16 protein-coding genes and 1 riboswitch are annotated in these 19,267 nt (G+C 69.3%); of the genes, 5 read left to right on the plus strand and 11 right to left on the minus strand.

The window, feature by feature from the left end; genetic code table 11:
- Positions 1-40 precede the first annotated feature (40 nt).
- The gene (locus OHB12_RS34610; RefSeq protein ID WP_327114486.1) at positions 41-541 is read right to left on the minus strand and encodes a polyadenylate-specific 3'-exoribonuclease AS; all 501 of its coding nucleotides are present in this window, start codon (positions 539-541) and stop codon (positions 41-43) included.
- Positions 542-766: 225 nt separating this feature from the next.
- On the opposite strand from OHB12_RS34610, the gene OHB12_RS34615 reads away from it, so the two are divergent.
- Positions 767-2,152, plus strand: a complete 1,386-nt coding sequence (locus OHB12_RS34615) for a class II 3-deoxy-7-phosphoheptulonate synthase (protein WP_327121741.1) — start codon at positions 767-769, stop codon at positions 2,150-2,152.
- A 140-nt stretch (positions 2,153-2,292) separates the two neighbouring features.
- Here the strand turns inward: OHB12_RS34615 and pknB are convergent, their stop codons facing one another.
- The gene (gene pknB, locus OHB12_RS34620; RefSeq protein ID WP_327114488.1) at positions 2,293-4,251 is read right to left on the minus strand and encodes a Stk1 family PASTA domain-containing Ser/Thr kinase; all 1,959 of its coding nucleotides are present in this window, start codon (positions 4,249-4,251) and stop codon (positions 2,293-2,295) included.
- Positions 4,252-4,399: 148 nt separating this feature from the next.
- Here pknB and OHB12_RS34625 point away from each other — a divergent pair, with 148 nt between their 5' ends.
- Entirely contained in the window at positions 4,400-4,768 is a 369-nt protein-coding gene (locus OHB12_RS34625) for an Rv2175c family DNA-binding protein (protein WP_327114490.1), read from the plus strand.
- Positions 4,769-5,279: 511 nt separating this feature from the next.
- On the opposite strand, the gene OHB12_RS34630 is transcribed toward OHB12_RS34625, so the two are convergent.
- From OHB12_RS34630 to OHB12_RS34645, 4 genes are all read right to left on the minus strand, one after another.
- The gene (locus tag OHB12_RS34630; protein ID WP_327114492.1) at positions 5,280-6,347 is read right to left on the minus strand and encodes a phytoene/squalene synthase family protein; all 1,068 of its coding nucleotides are present in this window, start codon (positions 6,345-6,347) and stop codon (positions 5,280-5,282) included.
- On the minus strand, positions 6,344-8,041 hold the full coding sequence (locus OHB12_RS34635) for an alpha-(1->6)-mannopyranosyltransferase A (RefSeq protein WP_442799912.1): 1,698 nt from the start codon (positions 8,039-8,041) through the stop codon (positions 6,344-6,346). Before OHB12_RS34635 ends, OHB12_RS34630 begins: the two co-directional genes overlap by 4 nt.
- Before the next feature lie 63 nt (positions 8,042-8,104).
- Positions 8,105-9,688 (minus strand): phytoene desaturase family protein, encoded by a 1,584-nt coding sequence (crtI, locus tag OHB12_RS34640; RefSeq protein ID WP_327121745.1) that lies wholly within the window; start codon positions 9,686-9,688, stop codon positions 8,105-8,107.
- 204 nt (positions 9,689-9,892) lie between these two features.
- Positions 9,893-11,026 (minus strand): polyprenyl synthetase family protein, encoded by a 1,134-nt coding sequence (locus tag OHB12_RS34645; RefSeq protein ID WP_442800164.1) that lies wholly within the window; start codon positions 11,024-11,026, stop codon positions 9,893-9,895.
- 184 nt (positions 11,027-11,210) lie between these two features.
- Between OHB12_RS34645 and OHB12_RS34650 the strand changes: the two genes are divergently transcribed.
- The gene (locus OHB12_RS34650; protein WP_327114494.1) at positions 11,211-12,212 is read left to right on the plus strand and encodes a methylenetetrahydrofolate reductase; all 1,002 of its coding nucleotides are present in this window, start codon (positions 11,211-11,213) and stop codon (positions 12,210-12,212) included.
- 149 nt (positions 12,213-12,361) lie between these two features.
- Positions 12,362-12,455, minus strand: a riboswitch (SAM riboswitch).
- Between the two features lie 422 nt (positions 12,456-12,877).
- Here OHB12_RS34650 and OHB12_RS34655 read toward each other — a convergent pair.
- The 5 genes from OHB12_RS34655 to OHB12_RS34675 form a co-directional block, all read right to left on the minus strand.
- On the minus strand, positions 12,878-14,056 hold the full coding sequence (locus OHB12_RS34655) for a glycosyltransferase (protein ID WP_327114496.1): 1,179 nt from the start codon (positions 14,054-14,056) through the stop codon (positions 12,878-12,880).
- Between the two features lie 35 nt (positions 14,057-14,091).
- The gene (locus tag OHB12_RS34660) at positions 14,092-14,874 is read right to left on the minus strand and encodes an LppM family (lipo)protein (RefSeq protein WP_442799913.1); all 783 of its coding nucleotides are present in this window, start codon (positions 14,872-14,874) and stop codon (positions 14,092-14,094) included.
- 83 nt (positions 14,875-14,957) lie between these two features.
- Positions 14,958-15,710 carry a carotenoid biosynthesis protein gene (locus tag OHB12_RS34665; protein ID WP_327121751.1) on the minus strand — a complete coding sequence of 251 codons (753 nt, stop codon included), beginning with the start codon at positions 15,708-15,710 and terminating at the stop codon, positions 14,958-14,960.
- Positions 15,711-15,856: 146 nt separating this feature from the next.
- Positions 15,857-17,422 carry a phytoene desaturase family protein gene (locus tag OHB12_RS34670; RefSeq protein WP_327114498.1) on the minus strand — a complete coding sequence of 522 codons (1,566 nt, stop codon included), beginning with the start codon at positions 17,420-17,422 and terminating at the stop codon, positions 15,857-15,859.
- Positions 17,423-17,429: 7 nt separating this feature from the next.
- Positions 17,430-18,041, minus strand: coding sequence for a GNAT family N-acetyltransferase (locus OHB12_RS34675; RefSeq protein ID WP_327114500.1), 612 nt, complete (start codon positions 18,039-18,041; stop codon positions 17,430-17,432).
- A gap of 171 nt (positions 18,042-18,212) precedes the next feature.
- On the opposite strand from OHB12_RS34675, the gene OHB12_RS34680 reads away from it, so the two are divergent.
- Together OHB12_RS34680 and OHB12_RS34685 are read left to right on the plus strand one after the other, a co-directional pair.
- Positions 18,213-18,653, plus strand: coding sequence for an SAV_6107 family HEPN domain-containing protein (locus tag OHB12_RS34680; RefSeq protein WP_327114502.1), 441 nt, complete (start codon positions 18,213-18,215; stop codon positions 18,651-18,653).
- Between the two features lie 125 nt (positions 18,654-18,778).
- Positions 18,779-19,204 (plus strand): DUF3040 domain-containing protein, encoded by a 426-nt coding sequence (locus tag OHB12_RS34685; RefSeq protein WP_327114504.1) that lies wholly within the window; start codon positions 18,779-18,781, stop codon positions 19,202-19,204.
- Positions 19,205-19,267 lie beyond the last annotated feature (63 nt).

The following is a 19,267-nucleotide window of genomic DNA, read 5'->3' on the forward strand; positions in this document are numbered from 1 at the left end:
CGAAACCGACTCGGGGCCGTGATGTATCACGATGCGGGTGTCACAGGCGTGGCGCCGAGCGGCGGGCCGCCTCGATGGCCTCGAACTTGGCCAGATTGTGCCGGGCGTCGGCCAGCGCGTCGTGCGCGTCAGGGGGGACCGGCGGGAGTTCGGGACGGCTGTGCGCCTCCCAGTGCTGGCGCAGCTCGTTGGTATAGCGCGGCAGCGCGGTGGGCAGGTCGACCATGGAACCCCACAGCTGGCACAGCGCCACGTGGTCGTAGGCCGCGACCCAGGCCCACAGCTCCGGCTGGACGCTCGGTCGTGGCAGCAGGAACTCGTACAGGTCGTCGCGGATCTGCTGCCTGTTGCGCCAGAGCGGCGACGACGGCGGAGGTAGCTGCGGCAGAACGTATTTGCGTACCCATGGGCCGGCTCGACCCGGATCGAATTCGGTGGACACGGCGTAGTACTCCCGGCCGTCCTCGCTGACGAAGCCGATGGAGATCAGATCGATGGTCCTACCGTCCTCGATGAATTCGCAGTCATAGAAATACCTCAAGCAAACTGCCTCTCTGATACTTTGCTGGCAAGAATTCGGCGGCACGGGGGGTGGCATGGCGACCGTCGGTCGCTGTCCAGATCGGTGCACGGCACGACGCGTCACCTTACGTCGGTTCCATCGGTTGCTACACACGGGTATGGAATCCGCCCACCCCGGGGTGGGGTGATTCCAGCCCTGGTACTGGGTACCTCTCCGATCCGGATGGTCCGTATTCTGGGACCTGTGAACTGGACCGTCGACGTACCCATCGATCGCCTGCCGGAACTGCCGCCGCTGCCCGCCGAGCTGCGCAGGCGGTTGGACGACGCGCTGGCACGCACCGCGCTGCAGCAGCCTTCCTGGGATCCGGAGCAGGCGGCCCAGATGCGGACCGTATTGGAGAGCGTGCCGCCGATCTGCGTGCCCGCCGAGGTGGAGGAGCTGCGCGAGCAGCTGGCCCAGGTCGCCCGCGGCGAGGCCTTCCTCATGCAGGGCGGCGACTGCGCGGAGACGTTCGCCGATAACACCGAGCCGCATATCCGCGGCAACATCCGCACCCTGCTGCAGATGGCAGTCGTGCTCACCTATGGCGCGAGCCTGCCGGTGGTGAAGGTGGCCCGGATCGCGGGGCAGTACGCCAAGCCGCGCTCCTCGGACGTCGACTCGCTCGGCCTCAAGTCCTACCGCGGCGACATGGTGAACTCGCTGACCGCCGACGCGGCGATGCGCGAGCACGACCCGTCGCGCCTGGTCCGCGCCTACGCCAACGCGAGCGCCGCGATGAACCTGGTTCGCGCGCTCACCGGCGCAGGCATGGCCGACCTGCACAAGGTCCACGACTGGAACCGCGACTTCGTGGCAAAGTCGCCCGCGGGCGCGCGCTACGAGGCGCTGGCCGCAGAGATCGACCGCGGCCTCGCCTTCATGACCGCCTGCCGGGTGACCGATCCGAGCCTGAAGTCGGCCCGCATCTACGCCAGCCACGAGGCGCTCGTGCTCGACTACGAGCGCGCGATGCTGCGCCTGAGCGAGAACGCGATCGGTGAGCCGGTGCTCTACAACCTGTCCGCGCACTTCCTGTGGATCGGTGAGCGCACCCGTCAGCTCGACGGTGCGCACATCGCGTTCGCGGAGCTGATAGCCAACCCGATCGGTCTGAAGATCGGCCCGTCCACCACGCCCGAGCAGGCGGTGGAGTACGTCGAGCGGCTGGACCCGAACAACGAGCCGGGCAGGCTGACCATCGTGTCCCGGATGGGCAATACCAAGGTGCGCGACGTGCTGCCGCCCATCATCGAGAAGGTGCAGGCCACCGGCCACCAGGTGATCTGGCAGTGCGACCCGATGCACGGCAACACCCACGAGGCCTCTACCGGCTTCAAGACCCGTCACTTCGATCGCATCGTCGATGAGGTACAGGGCTTCTTCGAGGTGCACCACGCGCTGGGCACGCATCCCGGTGGCATGCACATCGAGCTCACCGGCGAAGACGTCACCGAATGCCTCGGCGGTGCCCAGGATATCTCCGACCTGGACCTCTCCGGCCGCTACGAGACCGCCTGCGACCCGCGCCTGAACACCCAGCAGTCCCTGGAGCTGGCCTTCCTCGTCGCGGAGATGCTGCGCTGAGCTGCGGTCGGCGCACCGGTCGCATCCGGTGCGCCGACGTTCGTACCCTGCCCGGGTAATCCTGTGCCGTGACTTTCCGCGCATAGGCTTCTGGCGCAATCGCCCTTTCCTGCTGTCCGATGTGCCTGGGTATCGACGAATCAGGGAAGCGCGACCAGGGAGACGGTGCTGCCCACCTCGAGGTTGGCGCCGATAGCGGGTGCCTGTGAGATCACCACCGACGAATCCGACCGCGCGAGCTGGCTGACCTGCACCTGCAATCCCATACCTTCCAGGCGGGCCCGGGCATCGCCGACGCTCGTGCCGAGCACACTCGGCATCTTGAGCGCGTTGGAGACGAGCAGCGCGACGCCGTCGCCCGACTGCACCGTCGTCCCCGCTGCGGGATCGGTGCCGATAGCGTGATCGGCCTCGACGGCACGATCGAACCGACTCCGGTTCTCGCGCACGGTGATTCCGGACGCGGTGAGCATCTTCACCGCTTCCGCGGTGGGGCGGCCACGCACGTCGGGCACGCGCACCGGCTTCGATCCCTTGCTGCGGAACACCTTCACCTGCGCGCCGAGCGGGAGCACGGTTCCCGGCTTCGGATCGAGTCTGGCGATAGTGCCCTTGGGTGCGGCGTTGGACTCCTCTCCGGCGTCGATCGGCTGCAGCCCGGCATCCCTGATCAACTGGTTGACCTTCGACACCTCGTCACCCGATTGGATATCCGGCACCCTGGGCTTGCCGTTGGAGATCAGGACCGCGACAGTCGACCCCTTGGTGACCTTGGACCCCGCCGACGGATCGCTGCCGACCACGCCTCCCACGGGGATCGTGTCCGACGCCTTCTGCCGTATCTCGGTGTCGAAACCGGCGTCCCGGAGTGCGGCAACCGCCTTGTCGGTGTCCAACCCGGCGACCGGCGGGACCGCCGAGTAACGGCCGAAGCCGAGCCACCAACCGCCGATACCCACCACCAGCGTGAGGATCGTGACGATCGCCACCCACAACCACACCATGCGGCGGGACTTGCCGAGTTCGTTGCCGTAAGACGAATACGGTGGCACGGGACGTGCTTGGCGCACCGGCTGCGGCTGGTCGTAGCCGTCCGGTCGACCATAGTCGAGCCGGGGCCGCTGCGCGGTGACCACTTTTGTGTGCTGCACGGGCTGCGGCGTGTGCGGCTCGAACGCATGCGCCCCGGTCGGCTGACCATCCGGCGGCACGGCCTGGTAGCTGGCGCTGAGGTGCTCGGCCGACTCCTGCGGCGCGGGCACCCGGTAGGCGGGCAGTTGCAACTCCGCGCCGATCTGCCGCAACGCCCCGGCCATCTCGTTCGCGTCGGTGAACCGGTGCGCGGGCTCGCGCGCGGTGGCCTTGGCGACCAGCTCGTCGAACTCCGGCGGCACTCCGGCGATGAATCGGCTCGGGCTCGGCACGTCGTTCTCGATGCGCTGGTAGGCCACCGACAGGGAGGTGTCGCCTGTGAACGGGACCCGACCGGTGAGCATTTCGAAGATCAGCACACCGAACGAGTACACGTCGCTGCGCGACTCGGCGGTGCCGCTGGTGACCTGCTCAGGGGACAGGTAGGCGGCGGTGCCCAGAATGACGCTCGCCGAGGTGGTATTGGCCGCCGCGACCGCGCGCACCAAGCCGAAGTCGGCGATTTTCACCTCTCCCGCATCGGAGATCAGCACATTCTCCGGCTTGATGTCGCGATGCACCAGCCCGGCGGAGTGCGCGACACCGATCGCCGCGAGCACCGGTTCGGCGACGGCGCGCACCGCGTGCGGCGGCATCGGGCCACGTTCGCGCAGCAGCTCGCGCAGGGTGCCGCCCTCGACCAGCTCCATGATCAAGAAGGGATGGTCACCGTCGATGCCCTGGTCGTACACCGCGACAAGCGAAGAATGCTTGAGCTTGGCGACCGCGCGCGCCTCGAACTCGAACCGCGACAGGAACTGGGGATCGCCCGCGAACTTCGGGTCCATCACCTTGATGGCGACCGGGCGGTCCAGGCGGGTGTCGACCCCGCGGAAGACCATCGACATTCCGCCGCGGGCGATCGGCGCATCGATCCGATAGCGCCCTTCCAGCATCTGGCCGATCAAGTGATGTCCTCCGGCTTTCACAAAGCTCTCACCCCTCGCGTACCTGCGACAAGCGATCAGCCGCCCGGTGCGGCACTCACGATGGTATCGACCGAACCGCCCCGGGTGCCTCACGACGGGCGACCAGGAACCGTCTACCGTTGTCCAGGTGAGTGCATTTCCCTGCAGTGATGACGTCCTTCCGCAGTCGGTGGCCCTGGTGTCGCTGCCCGAGGTGGCCGACCGACTCGGACTCGTGGTGACCCGGGTGCATCAGATGCTGCGCGACCACCAGCTCATCGCCCTACGCCGAGGCGGCGTGGCGGGCGTCCCCGAGCGATTCTTCGACGACACCGGCGCGGTGGTGAAGTCGTTGCCCGGCCTGATCACCGTGATGCGGGACGCCAAGTACACCGACGAAGAGATCCTGGAATGGATCTTCACCGAGGACGAAAGCCTGCCGGGCAAGCCGATCGATGCCCTGCACGGTCCCCTCGCCAGGGAAGTGCTGCGCCGGGCGGCGGCCGACCCGTTCTGAGTTTTTGGCCGCGCGGGCGCGGCGTGTTCGCGGCCCCCTCGTGGCTCGCGTCCGAGCGACCGCCGCTGGCGACTTCGTCGCGAACGCGACGGCCGCTCGGACGCGAGCCGGGCCGCGAACGGGGCAATGCTCGGTCTCCGCTTCGCTCGGAATTGGGAGTCAGGCCGGTGTGGTCGCGTTAGGGGGCGAGCGCTGTGTTGTGGCCGAGCCTGTGGGGCCGCGTGTTCGCAGCTCTCTGGTGGCTGGCGCTTGGGCGGCCGTTGCGGGCGTTTTCGTCGCGGGCGCGGTGGTCGCTTGGACGTGAGCCGGGCCGCGAATGGGGAATGCTTGGTCTCCGCTTCGCTCGGAATTGGGAGTCAGGCCGGTGTGGTCGCGTTAGGGGGCGAGCGCTGTGTTGTGGCCGAGCCTGTGGGGCCGCGTGTTCGCAGCTCTCTGGCAGCTGGGGCGGCTCAGAGGCTGGCGGTGACCGGCGGTCGAGAGTCGCGGAGTGTGTGGTTCGACCGATGCTCGATCAGCGGTGGAGTCGGTTGCGCAGGCGCGCGGCGGTGAATTCGGTCGCGGCTACCTGTAGTCGACGGTGGCGGGGGACCAGAGCGCGACGCTCGAAGACGGCGTAGTCGGAGTCCTCGATGCGATGCAGGATGTCGGCGTAGAGGGTGGCTGCGGTGCGAATGGCGGGGCGCACGCGCGGCTCGAGCAGGTCGATGCCGGGTTCGGCGCGGCGGTAGAGGTCCCGGTTGACCGCGATGAGGTGGGCAAGGGCCCGCCGGACGCGCGCGTCGGTGTGTCCGGTTCGACGGCACTCGGCGAGGAGTTCGTCGTGCACGCCGAACGCCGCGAGGTCGTCGGCGGGCAGGTAGACACGGCCGCGATCGAGATCCTCCGCGACATCGCGCAGAAAATTGGTGAGCTGGAACGCTTCGCCGAGGGCTGCGGCGCCCGGTTCGGCCTCGGAAACCGGGACGACCGTGCCGAGAATCGGAAGCAGCTGCAACCCGATCGCGGCCGCGGAGCCGTGCATGTACTGCCGGAGCTCGGCCATGGTGGCATAGCGATCCCGGAAGTCCGCAGTGCCGGGGACGTCCATCCGCATAGAGCACAGGAACGTCCAAAAATGCTGGGCCGCAATGCTATAGCGCCGGATGGTGTCCGTGAGGGCCGCTAGCACGAGCGTGCCCGGCCGGGTGCCGGCTTCCGGCGCTGTCGTGCGTCCGAGTTCCGGCGAGCTCGCCCGATCCGCGGGGGCCGGGATCGACTGCCACCCACTGTCTTTCCCCGCTACGTCGGAAGGTATCGCGCTCGCTCTGTCGAGCGCGGTGCGCAGTTGCTTTTCGATCAGGTCGAGTTCTTCGGCCTGCCCGTGTCCGGGCGCAGCGATGTCTCCGGGCTGATCGGCGCGGTCGACGATGTCGTCCACCATCCGCGCGAACGCGTACAGCGCGTGGACCGCGGGCCGTCGGTCCGCCGTCAGCAGTCTGGTGGCCAGAAAGTAGGTGCGGCCGTGGGTCGCGGCGATCTGCCTGCATTCGCGATAGGCGAGTGTGAGTTCGGCGTCAGTCGTTAGGTGGTGGTTTGTCATGGAGCGGCGGGCGATACCGGAGCGCTACTCGGTGGAGCGGCACGCAAGCGCAGCGGGTCCACCCTGCGCAGCGACATCGCCGCCACTACGGAGGCGAACGTCGCGGCGGCGACATGCCAGAAGTTGTACAGGCCGATCGAGCCGTCCGGCTGGAACACCAGCATCAGCCAGGTGCACACACCGACCAGCCCCATCAGCGTCGTGGTGGACAGTGCGAACCCGGCGGCCAGTGCCAGCGGCCAGGAGTAGTACCAGGGCAGCGCGGCCGGAGAGAGGATGACGATCGCCACGAACGCGATCAGGATGCCGAGCACCGCCTCCCGCTCGCTGTGCCGGAACCGCCACCAGGTCCAGGCCAGCACCGCGACCAGCGACAGCGCGCACATCGCACGGGTCACCTCGAGCACCGACTCCAGCCGCAGCGGGGTCACCCAGGTGACCGCGTGTGCCAGGACAGTCGGCAGCGAAAGCCAGTTGATGATCTTCTTCGACCCGGACAGCGCGGTCAGCCAGCCGATGCCGACGCCCGCGATCGCCGAGGCGGCCACGAACACCACCGCGAACACGCTCAGGCCGAGCCCCGCGATCTTGGCGAACATCAGCGCGGGATGCGGCATGTCCTCGGTCGGCTCGGCGGCGTCGTCGGGCTGCTCGCTCGCGGGCAGATGCGCCGGATCGCGCCCCACCCGCTGCGCCGCGCGGCGCTCGCGCTCGTGCAGCATCCAGATCCACACCAGGAACGGCAGCGCGATGCCGGCGGTCGCCTTGATGGCCACGCCCACCGCGACGACCACGATGCCCGCCACGTGGTGGCGCTCCAGCACCAACGCGATGCCCGCGCACATCAGGCCCACCATCAGCATCTCGTTGTGCACGCCGCCGATCAGATGGATCAGCACCAGGGGGTTCAGCACGGCCAGCCACAGCGCGACGGTCGGCTTGCCACCGAGGTGCTTGGTCAGATAGGGCACCGCCCACATCATGAGCGCGAGGCCGGGCAGCATGACGAACCGCATCGCGATGGTGCCCGCCACCACGTTGTCGCCGGTTACGGCAGTGATCGCGCGTCCGAGCAGCAGGAACACCGGGCCGTACGGCGCGGTGGTGGTTGTCCAGACGGGGCTGACATTGTCCAGCAGCACACCGGGATTCGCTACCGGCCCGACCTGGTAGGGATCGAAGCCGTCGCGCAGCAGCGCGCCCTGGGCCAGGTAGGAGTACGCGTCGCGGCTGAACATCGGCACGGCGAACAGCAGAGGGAAGATCCAGACGCCGACGATCGCGCGCAACTCGTTCAGCGTCACACCGGCGTCCATCCGGTCGCCCGTCCCGATCGTGGCGCGCCCGAGCCGGACCCAGGCGGTGATCATCAGCAGTACGCCGATCCAGATGCAGATGGTCGAGAGCGCGTAGCCGTGGCCGAAGCGGAGCCAGGACAGGTGCACGGCCTCGAGCAGCGGGTCGCGTTTGCGGACGCTGCCCGCGCCGAACCCGCCGAAGGTGATCATGACGGCGCCGAAGAAGCCGAGCAGGGCGGCATGGCCCTCGGGGCTTCTGGCGAAGTCGGCGTAGGTGCGCATCCACCACAGGAAACCACGGGGGGTGGCCGATTCGCGGCGTGCCGAAGTGCTGGATGCGGGGCCGGAGGTGTCGGTGGATGCGGCCTCTGCGGTGCGCGTTTCGGGGGATGCCATCTGGTGTCGGTCCCCCCGAGTGGTCGGCGGTCGCAACCGCGAGCGAATAGGTCGGCGCTTAGTTTACGGCGTCGCCCCGAACCCTATCCCGCTGGTGCGTGGGGTTTCTCTTCGAGCGGGTGAGATATCGCCGGAAATGCGGTTTGCCGCCAGTTTTCCGGACAGCAGCGCGGTTGGCACGCCGACGCCGGGGGTGGTGCCGCAACCGGCGATAACCACGTTGTCGCTGGAGTGCGGAAAATTACCCGGCCGAAATGGCCCGGTTTGCCGGAAAAGGTGTGCCGCGGAGAACGGAGTGCCGGCCAGCATCCCCTGATCGAGCCACGTTTGCGGCGTGTCGAGATGGTCGACGGCAAAGCGCCCGGCGATGCCGTGGTACCCGCGTTTCTCGAGCACGGCGAGTAGCTCGCGCAGGTAGGCGGGCCCGATCCTTGCCCAGTCCAGCGGCGCCGCAGTCAGATTCGGGCACGGCGCGAGCAGGGAGAACGGCTCGTACCGTCCGTCGTCCCGGTCGATGAACAGGCTCGGATCGGTCAACGCGGGCCGGGTGAGCAACAGTGAGGGATCGCTCATCAGCGCGCCGCGGCCGCGGCGCCCGGTGATCTCGGCGAACGTGGCCTCCCAGGCTCGGCCGAACTCGATGGTGTGATGTGCCCGCACCGGCCAGGTCTCGGCGACCGCGGTGGGCACGGTTCCGTGCGCGACGACGGCGGAGGGGGCGGCGCGCAGCAAGCGTCTGCGCCGCACACCGAATCGTTCGATCGACCCGAGGTCAGCGGTGAGCACGAGCGCGTCACAGTCGAAGGACCGTCCGTCCGCGGCGCGGGCTCGCCGGGCTCTGCGGCCCGCGTAGTCGATCCCGATCACCTCGGCGCCGAGCTCCAGAGTTCCGCCGGCGTCGGTGAACGCCTGGGCCATCGCCGCGGCGATCGCCCGCATGCCGCTCTCGGGGAAGTAGACGCCCAGCGAGGTGTCCATGTGCGGTATCGCGCCGTACACGGCGAGCGCGTCGGCGGGCGGCATGCCCGCGTACAGCGCCTGGAAGGTGAACAGCCGCGCCAGCCGCGGGTCGCTCAGGAACCGGCGCACCCGGGGGCCGAGCCTGCCGAATCCGCCGAGACGCACCAATTCGACCAGCGCGCGGCGTTTTTCGGGCTTGCGAACCAAGTCCAGCGGTGAGTCGAAGTTGGTGTCCATGAACTCGGTGAACTCGGCCGCGTAGATGCGGGCCAGCCAGTCGCGCAGGCGCCGGTAACCGCGCGCCTCGGCGGGGCCGCAGGTGCGCTCGACCTCCGCGGCCATCGCGTCCGCGTCGGCGAACACCCGGATGTCGGCGCCGTCGGCGAATCTGGCGTGATAACTCGGCGTCAGCCGATGGATGCGCAGCGGGGGAACACAGGTCTCCGGGCTGCGGCCGACGGCGGCGAGCGCGTCGGTGATCAGCGCGGGCAGCGTCAACACGGTGGCGCCGGAGTCGATGTCGTAGTCCGCGCCCCGGTAGCACCCGACCCGGCCACCGGGGTGGTCGGCCCGCTCGAGCAGCGTGACCGCGCGCCCGGAGCCGGTCAGGTACAGCGCGGCGGACAGCCCCGCCAACCCGGCGCCGACGACGACCACACGATCGGTCGGCCCCGCAACGGTCCTCATCCGGGTCTCCTCCTCATCGTCACGGCGCGCGGGCGCCCGCCGTGTCCGCTCGGTCATGGCTCCACCTCGCTAGCGCTCGGCTCCGCCATGACCGAGAACTCGGCTGTGTCCGTTGTTCGCTCGCTGCGCTCGCTCGTGGCTCCACCTCGCTAGCGCTCGGCTCCGCCATGACCGAGAACTCGGCTGTGTCCGTTGTTCGCTCGCTCATGCGGCGCGCTTGGTCGCTGCCAGCGCCATCGCGCGCAACCGTTCTTTCGCGGCCGGAGTCGCGGTGCTGGTCTCGATGGCGGCCAGGCCGCTCTCGGTGAGTTCGGCGATCCGGCGCTCCACCTCGTCGACCGCGCCGAGTTCGGTGAGCACTGCGCGTAGCCGCTGCACGTCGTCCGCGCTCAGATCGGTGCCGATGCTGGTGCGCAGCAGTTCGCCTGCGGCAGGGTCGGTGGCGTCGGCGCGGCGCAGCGCTTCGGCCAGTAACACGGTCCGCTTGCCTTCCCGCAGGTCGTCGCCGGAGGGTTTGCCGGTCACCGCCGGGTCACCGAACACGCCGAGCAGGTCGTCGCGCAACTGGAAGGCGATGCCGATATCGGTGCCGAACGTGCGATACGCCTCGACCAGGCCTTGGTCGGCGTCGGCGATGGCGGCGCCGAGGTGCAGCGGGCGTTCGACGGTGTAGGCGGCGGTCTTGTATCGATTGATCTGGAGGGCTGCCGCCACTGATTCGTCGGCGCCCGCCTCACCGTGGATGTCCAGCAGTTGACCGCCGAGCACTTCGGTGCGCATGCCTGCCCAGACCGGCGCGAACCTGGCGATGGCCGCCGGGTCGAGGCCGGAAGCGTGCACCATGTCGTCGGCCCAGGCCAGCGCCAGGTCACCGATCAGGATGGCCACGCCGGCGCCGAAGTGCGCCGAGTCGCCCGCCCACCCGCGCTCGCGGTGGCGCTGCTCGAAGTCGACGTGCACGGTCGGGAAGCGGCGGCGAGTGTGGGAGGAGTCGATGATGTCGTCGTGCACCAACGCGCAGGCCTGCACCAGTTCCAGCGCCGAGCACGCGGTGAGCACCGCCGTCGCCTCGGGGCCATCCGAAGCGCCGCCCGCGCCGAGCCACCCGGTCCACGCGAACGCCGGCCTCGTGCGCTTTCCGCCGCGCAGCACGAACAGCTGGAGCGCGTCGACGGCCTCGACGAAGACCGGTCCCAGGCACTCGACTATCTCGCGGCGGGTCAGGAAGAACGCGGTCAGGGCGCTTTCCACGGCGGAGACGAAGGCAGGGGTGCCCGGCGGTGGCACACCGGCATGCGGCGTCTGGGTACCGATTCCGGCAGACAGGGGAGCCTCCAAGGTCGTGCGGTGGTGGACGCGCGGGACGCGGTTCACGGGTGTCGGCGGCGCGAGTGATTCGAGGCCGAGCGGGGATGGTCGCGCGTTTCGCTCGATGTGGCGAACGTGCTGCCTGGTCCGAAGAATACGCGGGGCGCCGGAGTGACCTGACGGCGCTGCCGCCGGTCACCTCTACACTGGACCGGTGACTTTCGACAACGTGCGGGGAAGCTCGACCCCTGGCCGGCCGTCTCGGACGCACCCGAACGTCTCTGGAACACCGTCGGTTGTGCAGGGTCTGCGGGACCACGCGGGGAGCGCGGTGCCGTTCTCCGTGGAGTTCAATCCGCCCAGGGACGCCGCCGCCGAGGCGCGGCTGTGGCGTGCCGTGCGCCAGTTCGAGTGCATGCACCCCGCGTTCGTGTCGATGACCTATGGCGCAGGCGGTTCCACCCGCGACCGCACCGTGCGCATCACCGGAGAGCTCGCGCAGGAGACCACCCTGCTACCGGTCGCGCACCTGACCGCGGTGCAGCACAGCGTCGCCGAGCTGCGTTCGCTGGTCGGCGCCTACGCCGACTCAGGAATCCGCAACATCCTGGTGCTGCGCGGCGACCCGCCGGGCGACCCGCTCGGCGAGTGGCACAAGCATCCCGACGGCGTCTCCTACGCAGAAGAGCTGGTGCGCATCGTGCGCGGCCTCGGTGACTTCCACGTCGGTGTCGCCTCGTTCCCGCAGGGTCACCACCGCTCGCCCGATCTGGCAACCGACACCGCGTTCCTGGCCGCGAAACTGCGTGCGGGCGCGGAGTATTCGATCACGCAGATGTTCTTCGACGTCGAGCACTACCTGCGCCTGCGCGACCGGGTCGCGGCGTTCGACCCGGTCGAGGGCACCAAGCCGATCATTCCGGAGCTGATGCCGATCACGTCGCTGCGCACCGTGCAGCGTGCCGAAGAACTGTGTGGCAGGTCGCTGCCCGCCGCCGTCATGGAGCGGTTGCGCAAGGCCGCGGGCGACGGCCGAGAGGAGAACACCGCCGCGGTGCGCGCGGCCGGCATCGAGATCGCGACGGAGATGGGGCAGCGGCTGATCGACGAAGGCGCGCCATGCCTGCACTTCATCACCCTCAACTTTGCCAAGGCGACCAGCGAGGTGCTCACCAATCTCGGCTACGGCGTCACTGCCGCACCGATCAGCGCCTGAGCCCTCGCTTCCGGCGTCGCGGCAGCCCGGGATCCGGCGCCGAGCGTGACGAAAGCCAATGCACCGAGTGCGCCGCGTGTGACTTTGCACTGGTCGATGTGGCGACGGCCCCAGCGAGGCCGGGGGCAGCAGAGATGATCACTTCGGTTCCTCCATCGGTCCCGGCGGAAGCACCCGCACCCGGTGACCGTGGGGTTGCTGCGACGTCGACGAGCCAGGTCTCTCGGTCGCTCTGGATGGTTGATGTCGACCCTCGGTCAGTCGATCCCATGGTCGAGTCGAATTATCATGCCCAGTACATGAACCCTGGAACAAGAGAAGTAATCACCGTGAACGTAGATCGTGCCGCTCGCGGATTCGTCGGATCTTTGTAGTAGCCAGATGTGCGCTACGTTCGGGGCGAACATCTCCGCGGCGTAAGCCCGATCAGGGGGCGGGCCACCGAAACGCCATGGGCCCGATGCAGCATACGGCCTTTGCCGGTGGTGGGAGACAACGGCCGTGCGCGCATTCGGCATCGACCCGTCCGGCACTCGTTCTGCCTCGACAACACCCCTTCTGTCTCGCACCGGCGGTGGCGGGTGCCCTTCGGTCGGAATCACTGCGGTTCCGTGACCGTCCGGTCGCGGGGAACGCGACCACCGTAGGGTGTGCCGCGGGGCCCGCTATCCGGTCGCCGATCCGAGCGGGCGGCCTTTCCAGCGCAAGATGCCCTGGCGGCGGGCGCGGTGCGAGCGCGTCCATAGCAGAAGATACGCCCCGACCGAGAGTGGATGCGCCAGGGCGGCAACGACGTCCACGCCCGCGAGCGGGCCGCCGGTCTCTGTGGAACGGGCAAGCAGTCTGCTCGTGACGGCAGCGAGATAGCCGAACAAGCCCGTGCCGCGGACTGCGCCTTTGCCGAGCATCGCGGCCACCGGCGGCACCCAATAGGCCAGGGCGGCAAGCAGTCCTACCGCCGCCCCGCCGGGAATAGTGCCGCCATAGGCCGACCACAGCCAGCGGGTGTAGCCCGCGTCCAGTTCGGCCGCGCCTCGGTACATCCTGGTTCGCGCCAGCGGCCCCGCGACCACCACTGCGGTGGAATGCTCGGCCCGGCGCAGATTCCGGGCGAGATCGAGATCTTCGGTCACAGTCGCGGCCACCGCGGCGTGACCCCCGATGGCGCGGTACGTGGCGTAGTCGAACACCAGGAACTGGCCGCAGGCCACCGCCGTGGACGGACGCGGGCTGCGATTGGCGGCGGTGATCGGCAGCGTCGCGGCCCAGGACCAGCACAGCAGCGGTTGTACCACGGCTTCGGCCATCGACCCCGCCAGCTGCAGCGGCCACGGCGACACCAAATCGACACGTCGCCTGCGCAATTCGCCGACCGCCGACGCGATGGCGGCGGGCGCGAGGCGCACATCGGCGTCCAGGAAGACCAGCACCGGCGTGTGCACCTCCTCGGCCAGCCGGGCGCATGCGGCGGCTTTGCCGGTCCAGTCGGGCGAGGGTTCCGACTCGGTACGCAGCAGGGTGAATCGCGGGTCGCCGTCGATCGCCGCGCTCGCGGCAGCGGAGGTGTCGTCGCTCGATGCGTCGTCGAGGATGCGCACGGACATGCGCGGGATGTGCACCTGGGCGCGCAGGTCAGCGATCAATCCGGGTAGCCGATCGGCCTCGTCGCGCGCTGGGACGCACACCGTGACCGGCTCGATCACTGTCGTGGGTGTACTGGCCAACCGGCGTACGGTGATTCGGTTGTAGAGGGCGATTCCCGCGCCCAGCGCCGCGAGCGCCGCAGCGCACGTCACGGGGATCGAGGTCGCGGGCGACGTTTTCGGCCGATCGGCACTCACCATGTGCGCCACGCTATCCCGGCGCACCGACCGACCGCTCAGCGATTCTGCGTGACCGAGCGCCACCAGCGGCTCAGGGAGAAACCGACTTCCGGTGCGCCGGGCGCGGCGGGGTTGCGATCCATGTATGACATAGCGGCGACGACGGCGGCCACGGCCAGGGTGAGGCCGCCGACGATGCCTGCCCAGCCCGCGAACGACCGGGTGTTCGGATCGGCGTAGCTGACCTCGGCGCGCAGCGTGGAGACATCGCCGGGCGGTAGTTTCCAGGAGACGATGTTGTCGCCCTCGCGGCTGCCGTTGGTCTTCGCGACGCGGGCCGGGAACGCGATGGTGAACTGCACGTCGGAACCGTGCGGCGGAACGGATTTCAGATCGACCCGGCCGGTGAGGCTGACCAGGTCGCCGGTGCGCTGGAACTGCAGCTGGAACATCCCCTGGGTCTGCTCGGACAGCTGCCCGAGCTGCTGCACCTCACCGAACGACAGATCGTCGAAGAACACCTGGCTGCCGGTGTAGCCGTCCTGCGCGTACGCCTCCACCCGCACCTTCGCGGCGAGTGTCTCAGGCGCCTTCAGCTGCGGGCCCTTGTCGTTGGGGTCCGCGGGCACGACGGCGGCGACGATCCGCCCGGACACCCGGTCGTTGGACGAGAGACCCATCGAGACCTGGACCCGCAAGCAGCCCGCGAGTACCGGGGCCAGCAACGCAGCGAGCAGGACGGCCGCGGCGATACGCATGCCGCGGCGTGGTGTCCGCTGCTGCGGAGGAACCGGGGCATCGGGCATCGTGGTGACGGGACTCGGCTGCACGGGTGACATCGTGCCAGGCCAGATGTCCGGAATGCCACGCGACGGTCGCAACCCGCGCGTCGGCGCGGCGCGGCAGGCGCAATCGGGTGTGGTCAGCGCCGCGATCGGGCTGACAGAACCAGCAGCGGAACGCCGAGACCACCCATGCCGACGAGGCCATACCACCCGGAATGTGGAAGGCCGAGGAACACCGCGTGGGCCAGCGCCGACCCGAGCCAGGTCCACAGGAACATCGCGACCGGGACGGCGAACGTGGTCACGCGGCCACCGGCTTGCGGTGCCGGGGCAGCGTCGGGCGCCGCGCGCTCCCAGACTGCGAGCAGACCGGCCATGACGAGCGCGACGCCGAACCACCCCAGATAGTTCGTATAGGGGATCTGGCCGAGCCCGGGCAGCCCCGAGTCGGTGTCGCACCAGGTCCACTGCGCGTCGGCAACCATTTGCGGGTCGAGGAACAGATCCCAGCCCACCGCGCCGACCGCGCCCAGCGCGATCCGCGACGCCGTTCGCTGGGACACCATCCCGGCTACCACCCACACCGGGTACATCCCGCCGGTCCAGGCCAGCGCAACGATCAGTGGCACCCCGAGCAGCACGGGACCGAGCCGGTCGGCCGCGTACTCGTAGCAGCCGAACGGCACCCCCGTCGCCGTGCCGACCACCTCGGCCAGCAGTCCGAGCCCGGAAACGAGCACCAGGAACCCGACGGCGTAGCGAATTCCCCGGACCGCCGTGGCATGGGCCAGTGCGGTTCCCGCGGAGAGCAGCACGATCACGGTCGTTATCCGGTCACGCGCGTCGCCGGAGGTCAGGGGATAGCCGATCTGCGCGCAGACCGTCAACATGGCACCGGCCAGCGGCAACAGAAAGCGCGCCGAGCGAGGTCCGAGCGGGTGATCGGGGACGGTCCGGGTGGTCTCCGCCGTGTGTTCGAGCGACGGCTCGGCCGCCACGGGGCGCCCACGCGGTGTCGGCGGATCGGCCGGGTTCGTCACCGCCCGCGCCACCGGGAGAATCGGCGGCGGCGCAGGTCGCGAAGGGCAAGGGCGGCAGCTGTGCGGCCACTCGCCCCGGAGACGCCGCCACCTGGATGGGTGGACGCGCCAGTCAGATACAGCCAAGGGGCACCGGGTACCCGCTGCCCGGAGAGCTCGGGCAGCGGTCGCCACAGCATCATCTGGTCCAGCGACATCTCCACGTGCATGACGTTGCCGCCGATCAGCCCGAGCTCGCGCTCGAGGTCCACCGGTGTCTGCACGTGCCGGCGCAGCACCGAGTCGGCGAACCCGGGTGCGTACGAGTCGGCTTCGGCGATGATCCGGTCGCCCTCCCGCTCGGCGTGCGCGGCCCAGTCGCTGCCGTCGGTCAGGCGGTACGGGTGCCACTGTGCCCACAGCGACAACTGATGCTCGCCGGGCGCCGCGATGCTCGGGTCCACCGCGCTGAAGCTCATTGCCAGCACCACCGGCCGCGGCGGTAGTTCCCCGGCCACCGCGGCACCGTGCGCGCGGCGCAGCTGTGTCCGATCGGACACGAGAAATTGCAGGCCATGCGCGGATTCGTCGGTCGAGCTGCCCGGGTAGCTCGGCAGCGATCCGGTGGCGACACGCACCACCATTCCGATGCCGGGGCCGACCCGAATCCGCCGCCGCCAGTCGTCGAGCACCTCGCCGTCGAATCCGCCATCGCGCAGCAGGTCCAGCGTGGTCAGCACGTGGGCGCCCGCGACAACGATCTCGGCGCGCAGGCTCCGGCCGGATACGGTGCGCACCTGCCAGCGGTCGCCGTCCCTGTGCAGGGCACTCACCGCGTCGCCCGAGGTCACCACGCCGCCGTCGGACCGCAGCCGCGCCACCAGCGCTGCGGTCAGCGCGCCGCTACCGCCGACCGCGCGTCCCGGTGGCAACGTGTGCATGAGCGCAGCGAACCCGACCATCGACGCCGTGCCCGGTTCGGACATGGGCGGCCCCGACTGCGCACCGAACCAGGCCAGCGACGCTTTCAGCCGCTCGTCCTCGAAAGAGGCGTCCAGCAAGGCGTCGCCGGATTGCAGGAACTCCCGCGAGAGCGCGCTTCCGCCGCGCGGCGCGTCCAGGCCCCAAAACGACCGCACCAGCCTGCCCGGTGTCGGCGCGCCCCCGAACGCCCGCATCACCCTGGCGCTACGCGGACCCCATACCCGCACGAACCGGCGATACGCTTCCGCCTCCCGCGCTCCGCAGGCCTGTGTGATCGACGCGCAGGTCGACTCCAGGTCACGGTGGAACACGATGGCCGCGCGGCCATCGTGCGCCGGTGTGAATCCCCAAGGGTCGCAATCGATGTACCGTAGCCCGAAGCGGGCGAGCTCGAGTTCTTCGATGATCCCGGTGTGCCGGATCATGATGTGCGCCGACGAACCGCGATCGACTTGATGGCCGGGGAACCGTTCCACCGTCGACACGGCGCCGCCCAGCACCTCGTCGCGTTCGAGCACCTCGACCGCGTGCCCGGCACGCGCCAGATAGCACGCGGCGACGAGGGCATTGTGGCCCGAGCCGACGACGACTACCGTCACGTGACCCTCACAGCGGCAGCCGCCTGCCGAGGATCGCGAACGGCCGATTGTCGCCCGCGAACACGAAGTTCCGCACCACGTCGGTGAATCCCTGCCTGCGGTAGAGCCGCCAGGCGCGGTTGTCCTCGCGGTCGACCTCTGGCGTCGACAGCAGCACAGCGTGCTCGGTCCGGCCGCGCAGCAGCCGCTCCAGCAGCGTGGCACCGATGCCGAGGCCTTGCGCGGACGGATGTACATGCAGTTCGGTGAGCTCGAAATAGTCCGAGAGCAGTTCGCGCGCGGAGTGTTCCGGCCAGCCGGAACGGCGCATCCCGCTGTGTACCTGCTGGTGCCACCACTGGTGGGCGGCGCCGCGGTAGCCGTAGGCGATCGCCACGATGGGGGCGGAGCGCAGATCGATGCGACCGGAGTCGTCGGGCACCACGGCGGCCACCGCCTGCCAACCGGGCCGGGTGGTGTGCTCGGTCCACATCGGCGCGCGGTGGTGCTCGGTGCCGCGGGGATAGTCCATCGCCGCGACATAGACCGCCAGCGCGTCGTGTAGCCGGGAGCGCAAGTCCCTGACCGAGAGGTCGACGACGGCGGGTGCGGGGGTGTGGTTGGGCTTGACGGCGGTCATGGCTCTCGTCGGCCGCGGCAGGCGCGGAAGTTTGTCGGTGGGCGTCTCTATATTCAAGCTCAATTCAAACGTTCGAATACCTGTTCGGTCCGCGCGGTGCTGGAAAGCGGTGTGGCACGCCGCCTCCAGAGGAGGTACGGGCTGCGGTGCGCGATTGTGGAGGGACGGCTGATGTCTGGTCGAGTGGAAAATCCGGGGCAGCCCGGCCGGGCCGGCAAGCTGCTGCAGCGGGCGGACGGTTTGCTCATGCAGGCGGCGGGGGAGCGAGATCCGCGCGAACGGTTCCGCACCGCCTATCTGGCCGCGCTGCGCGGTGCGGGCGCGGTGCTCGCGCTCACGGGCGCCGACGCCGTGCCCCGGGCGCGCTCGCGCAACGCGTGGGTGCTCATGCAGCGCGCCGCGCCCGAGTTCGTGATGTGGTCGGACTACTTCAGTGCGCGCTCGGAGATCCGCGCCGCGCTGGAGGCCGGGCTGGACCGGGATGTCGACGATCACGAGGCCGATGAGTTCTCTTCGCGGGTGGGCGCATTCCTCCATGACGTGGAAGATCTGCTGTCCGCATCGGCCAGGTTGCGACCCGCGCCGGGTTGGACCGGCGGCATGACCGCTTAGTTATCGGCGAGTAGGTGGTACGGCCCTGATCTAACTCGTATCATTGGTGACAGATAGCCGCCAAGGTCGGCTATCTGTCGCCTACCCGGAGGCGACAGCCACGTCCTAGTGCCGGGGGAGGTACCGTGCCACTCTCCGAGCACGAGCAGCGCATGCTCGAACAGATCGAGAGCGCTCTCTATGCTGAGGATCCAAAGTTCGCCTCGTCCGTCCGCGGTGGACGGCTTCGTTCGACCTCGAGTCGTCGCAGACTCCAGGCCGCGTCGTTGTTCATCCTCGGCCTATTCCTTCTGGTCGCCGGCATCGCAGCACCCGTGAAGCCCGGCGGCTTCCCGATCATCAGCCTGATCGGGTTCATTGTCATGTTCGGCGCGGGCGTGCTCCTGCTGCTAGGCAGCTCCAAGAGCACCGCCAAGAACGACCGGTCGGGCGGCGACACCGCCTCCGGTGGCCCGGGCGGCGGATCGAGCGGACGCGGGCGCCAGCGCAAGTCCGGTGGTTTTTCCGAGCGTATGGAAGACCGGTTCCGGCGGCGGTTCGAGCAGGAATAGCTCGCCCCGTGACCTGATATCGGCAGTACAGACGGCGACGCCGCACCGAGATGGTGCGGCGTC

The sequence above is a fragment of the Nocardia sp. NBC_01730 genome, assembly GCF_035920445.1.
GTDB lineage: Bacteria > Actinomycetota > Actinomycetes > Mycobacteriales > Mycobacteriaceae > Nocardia.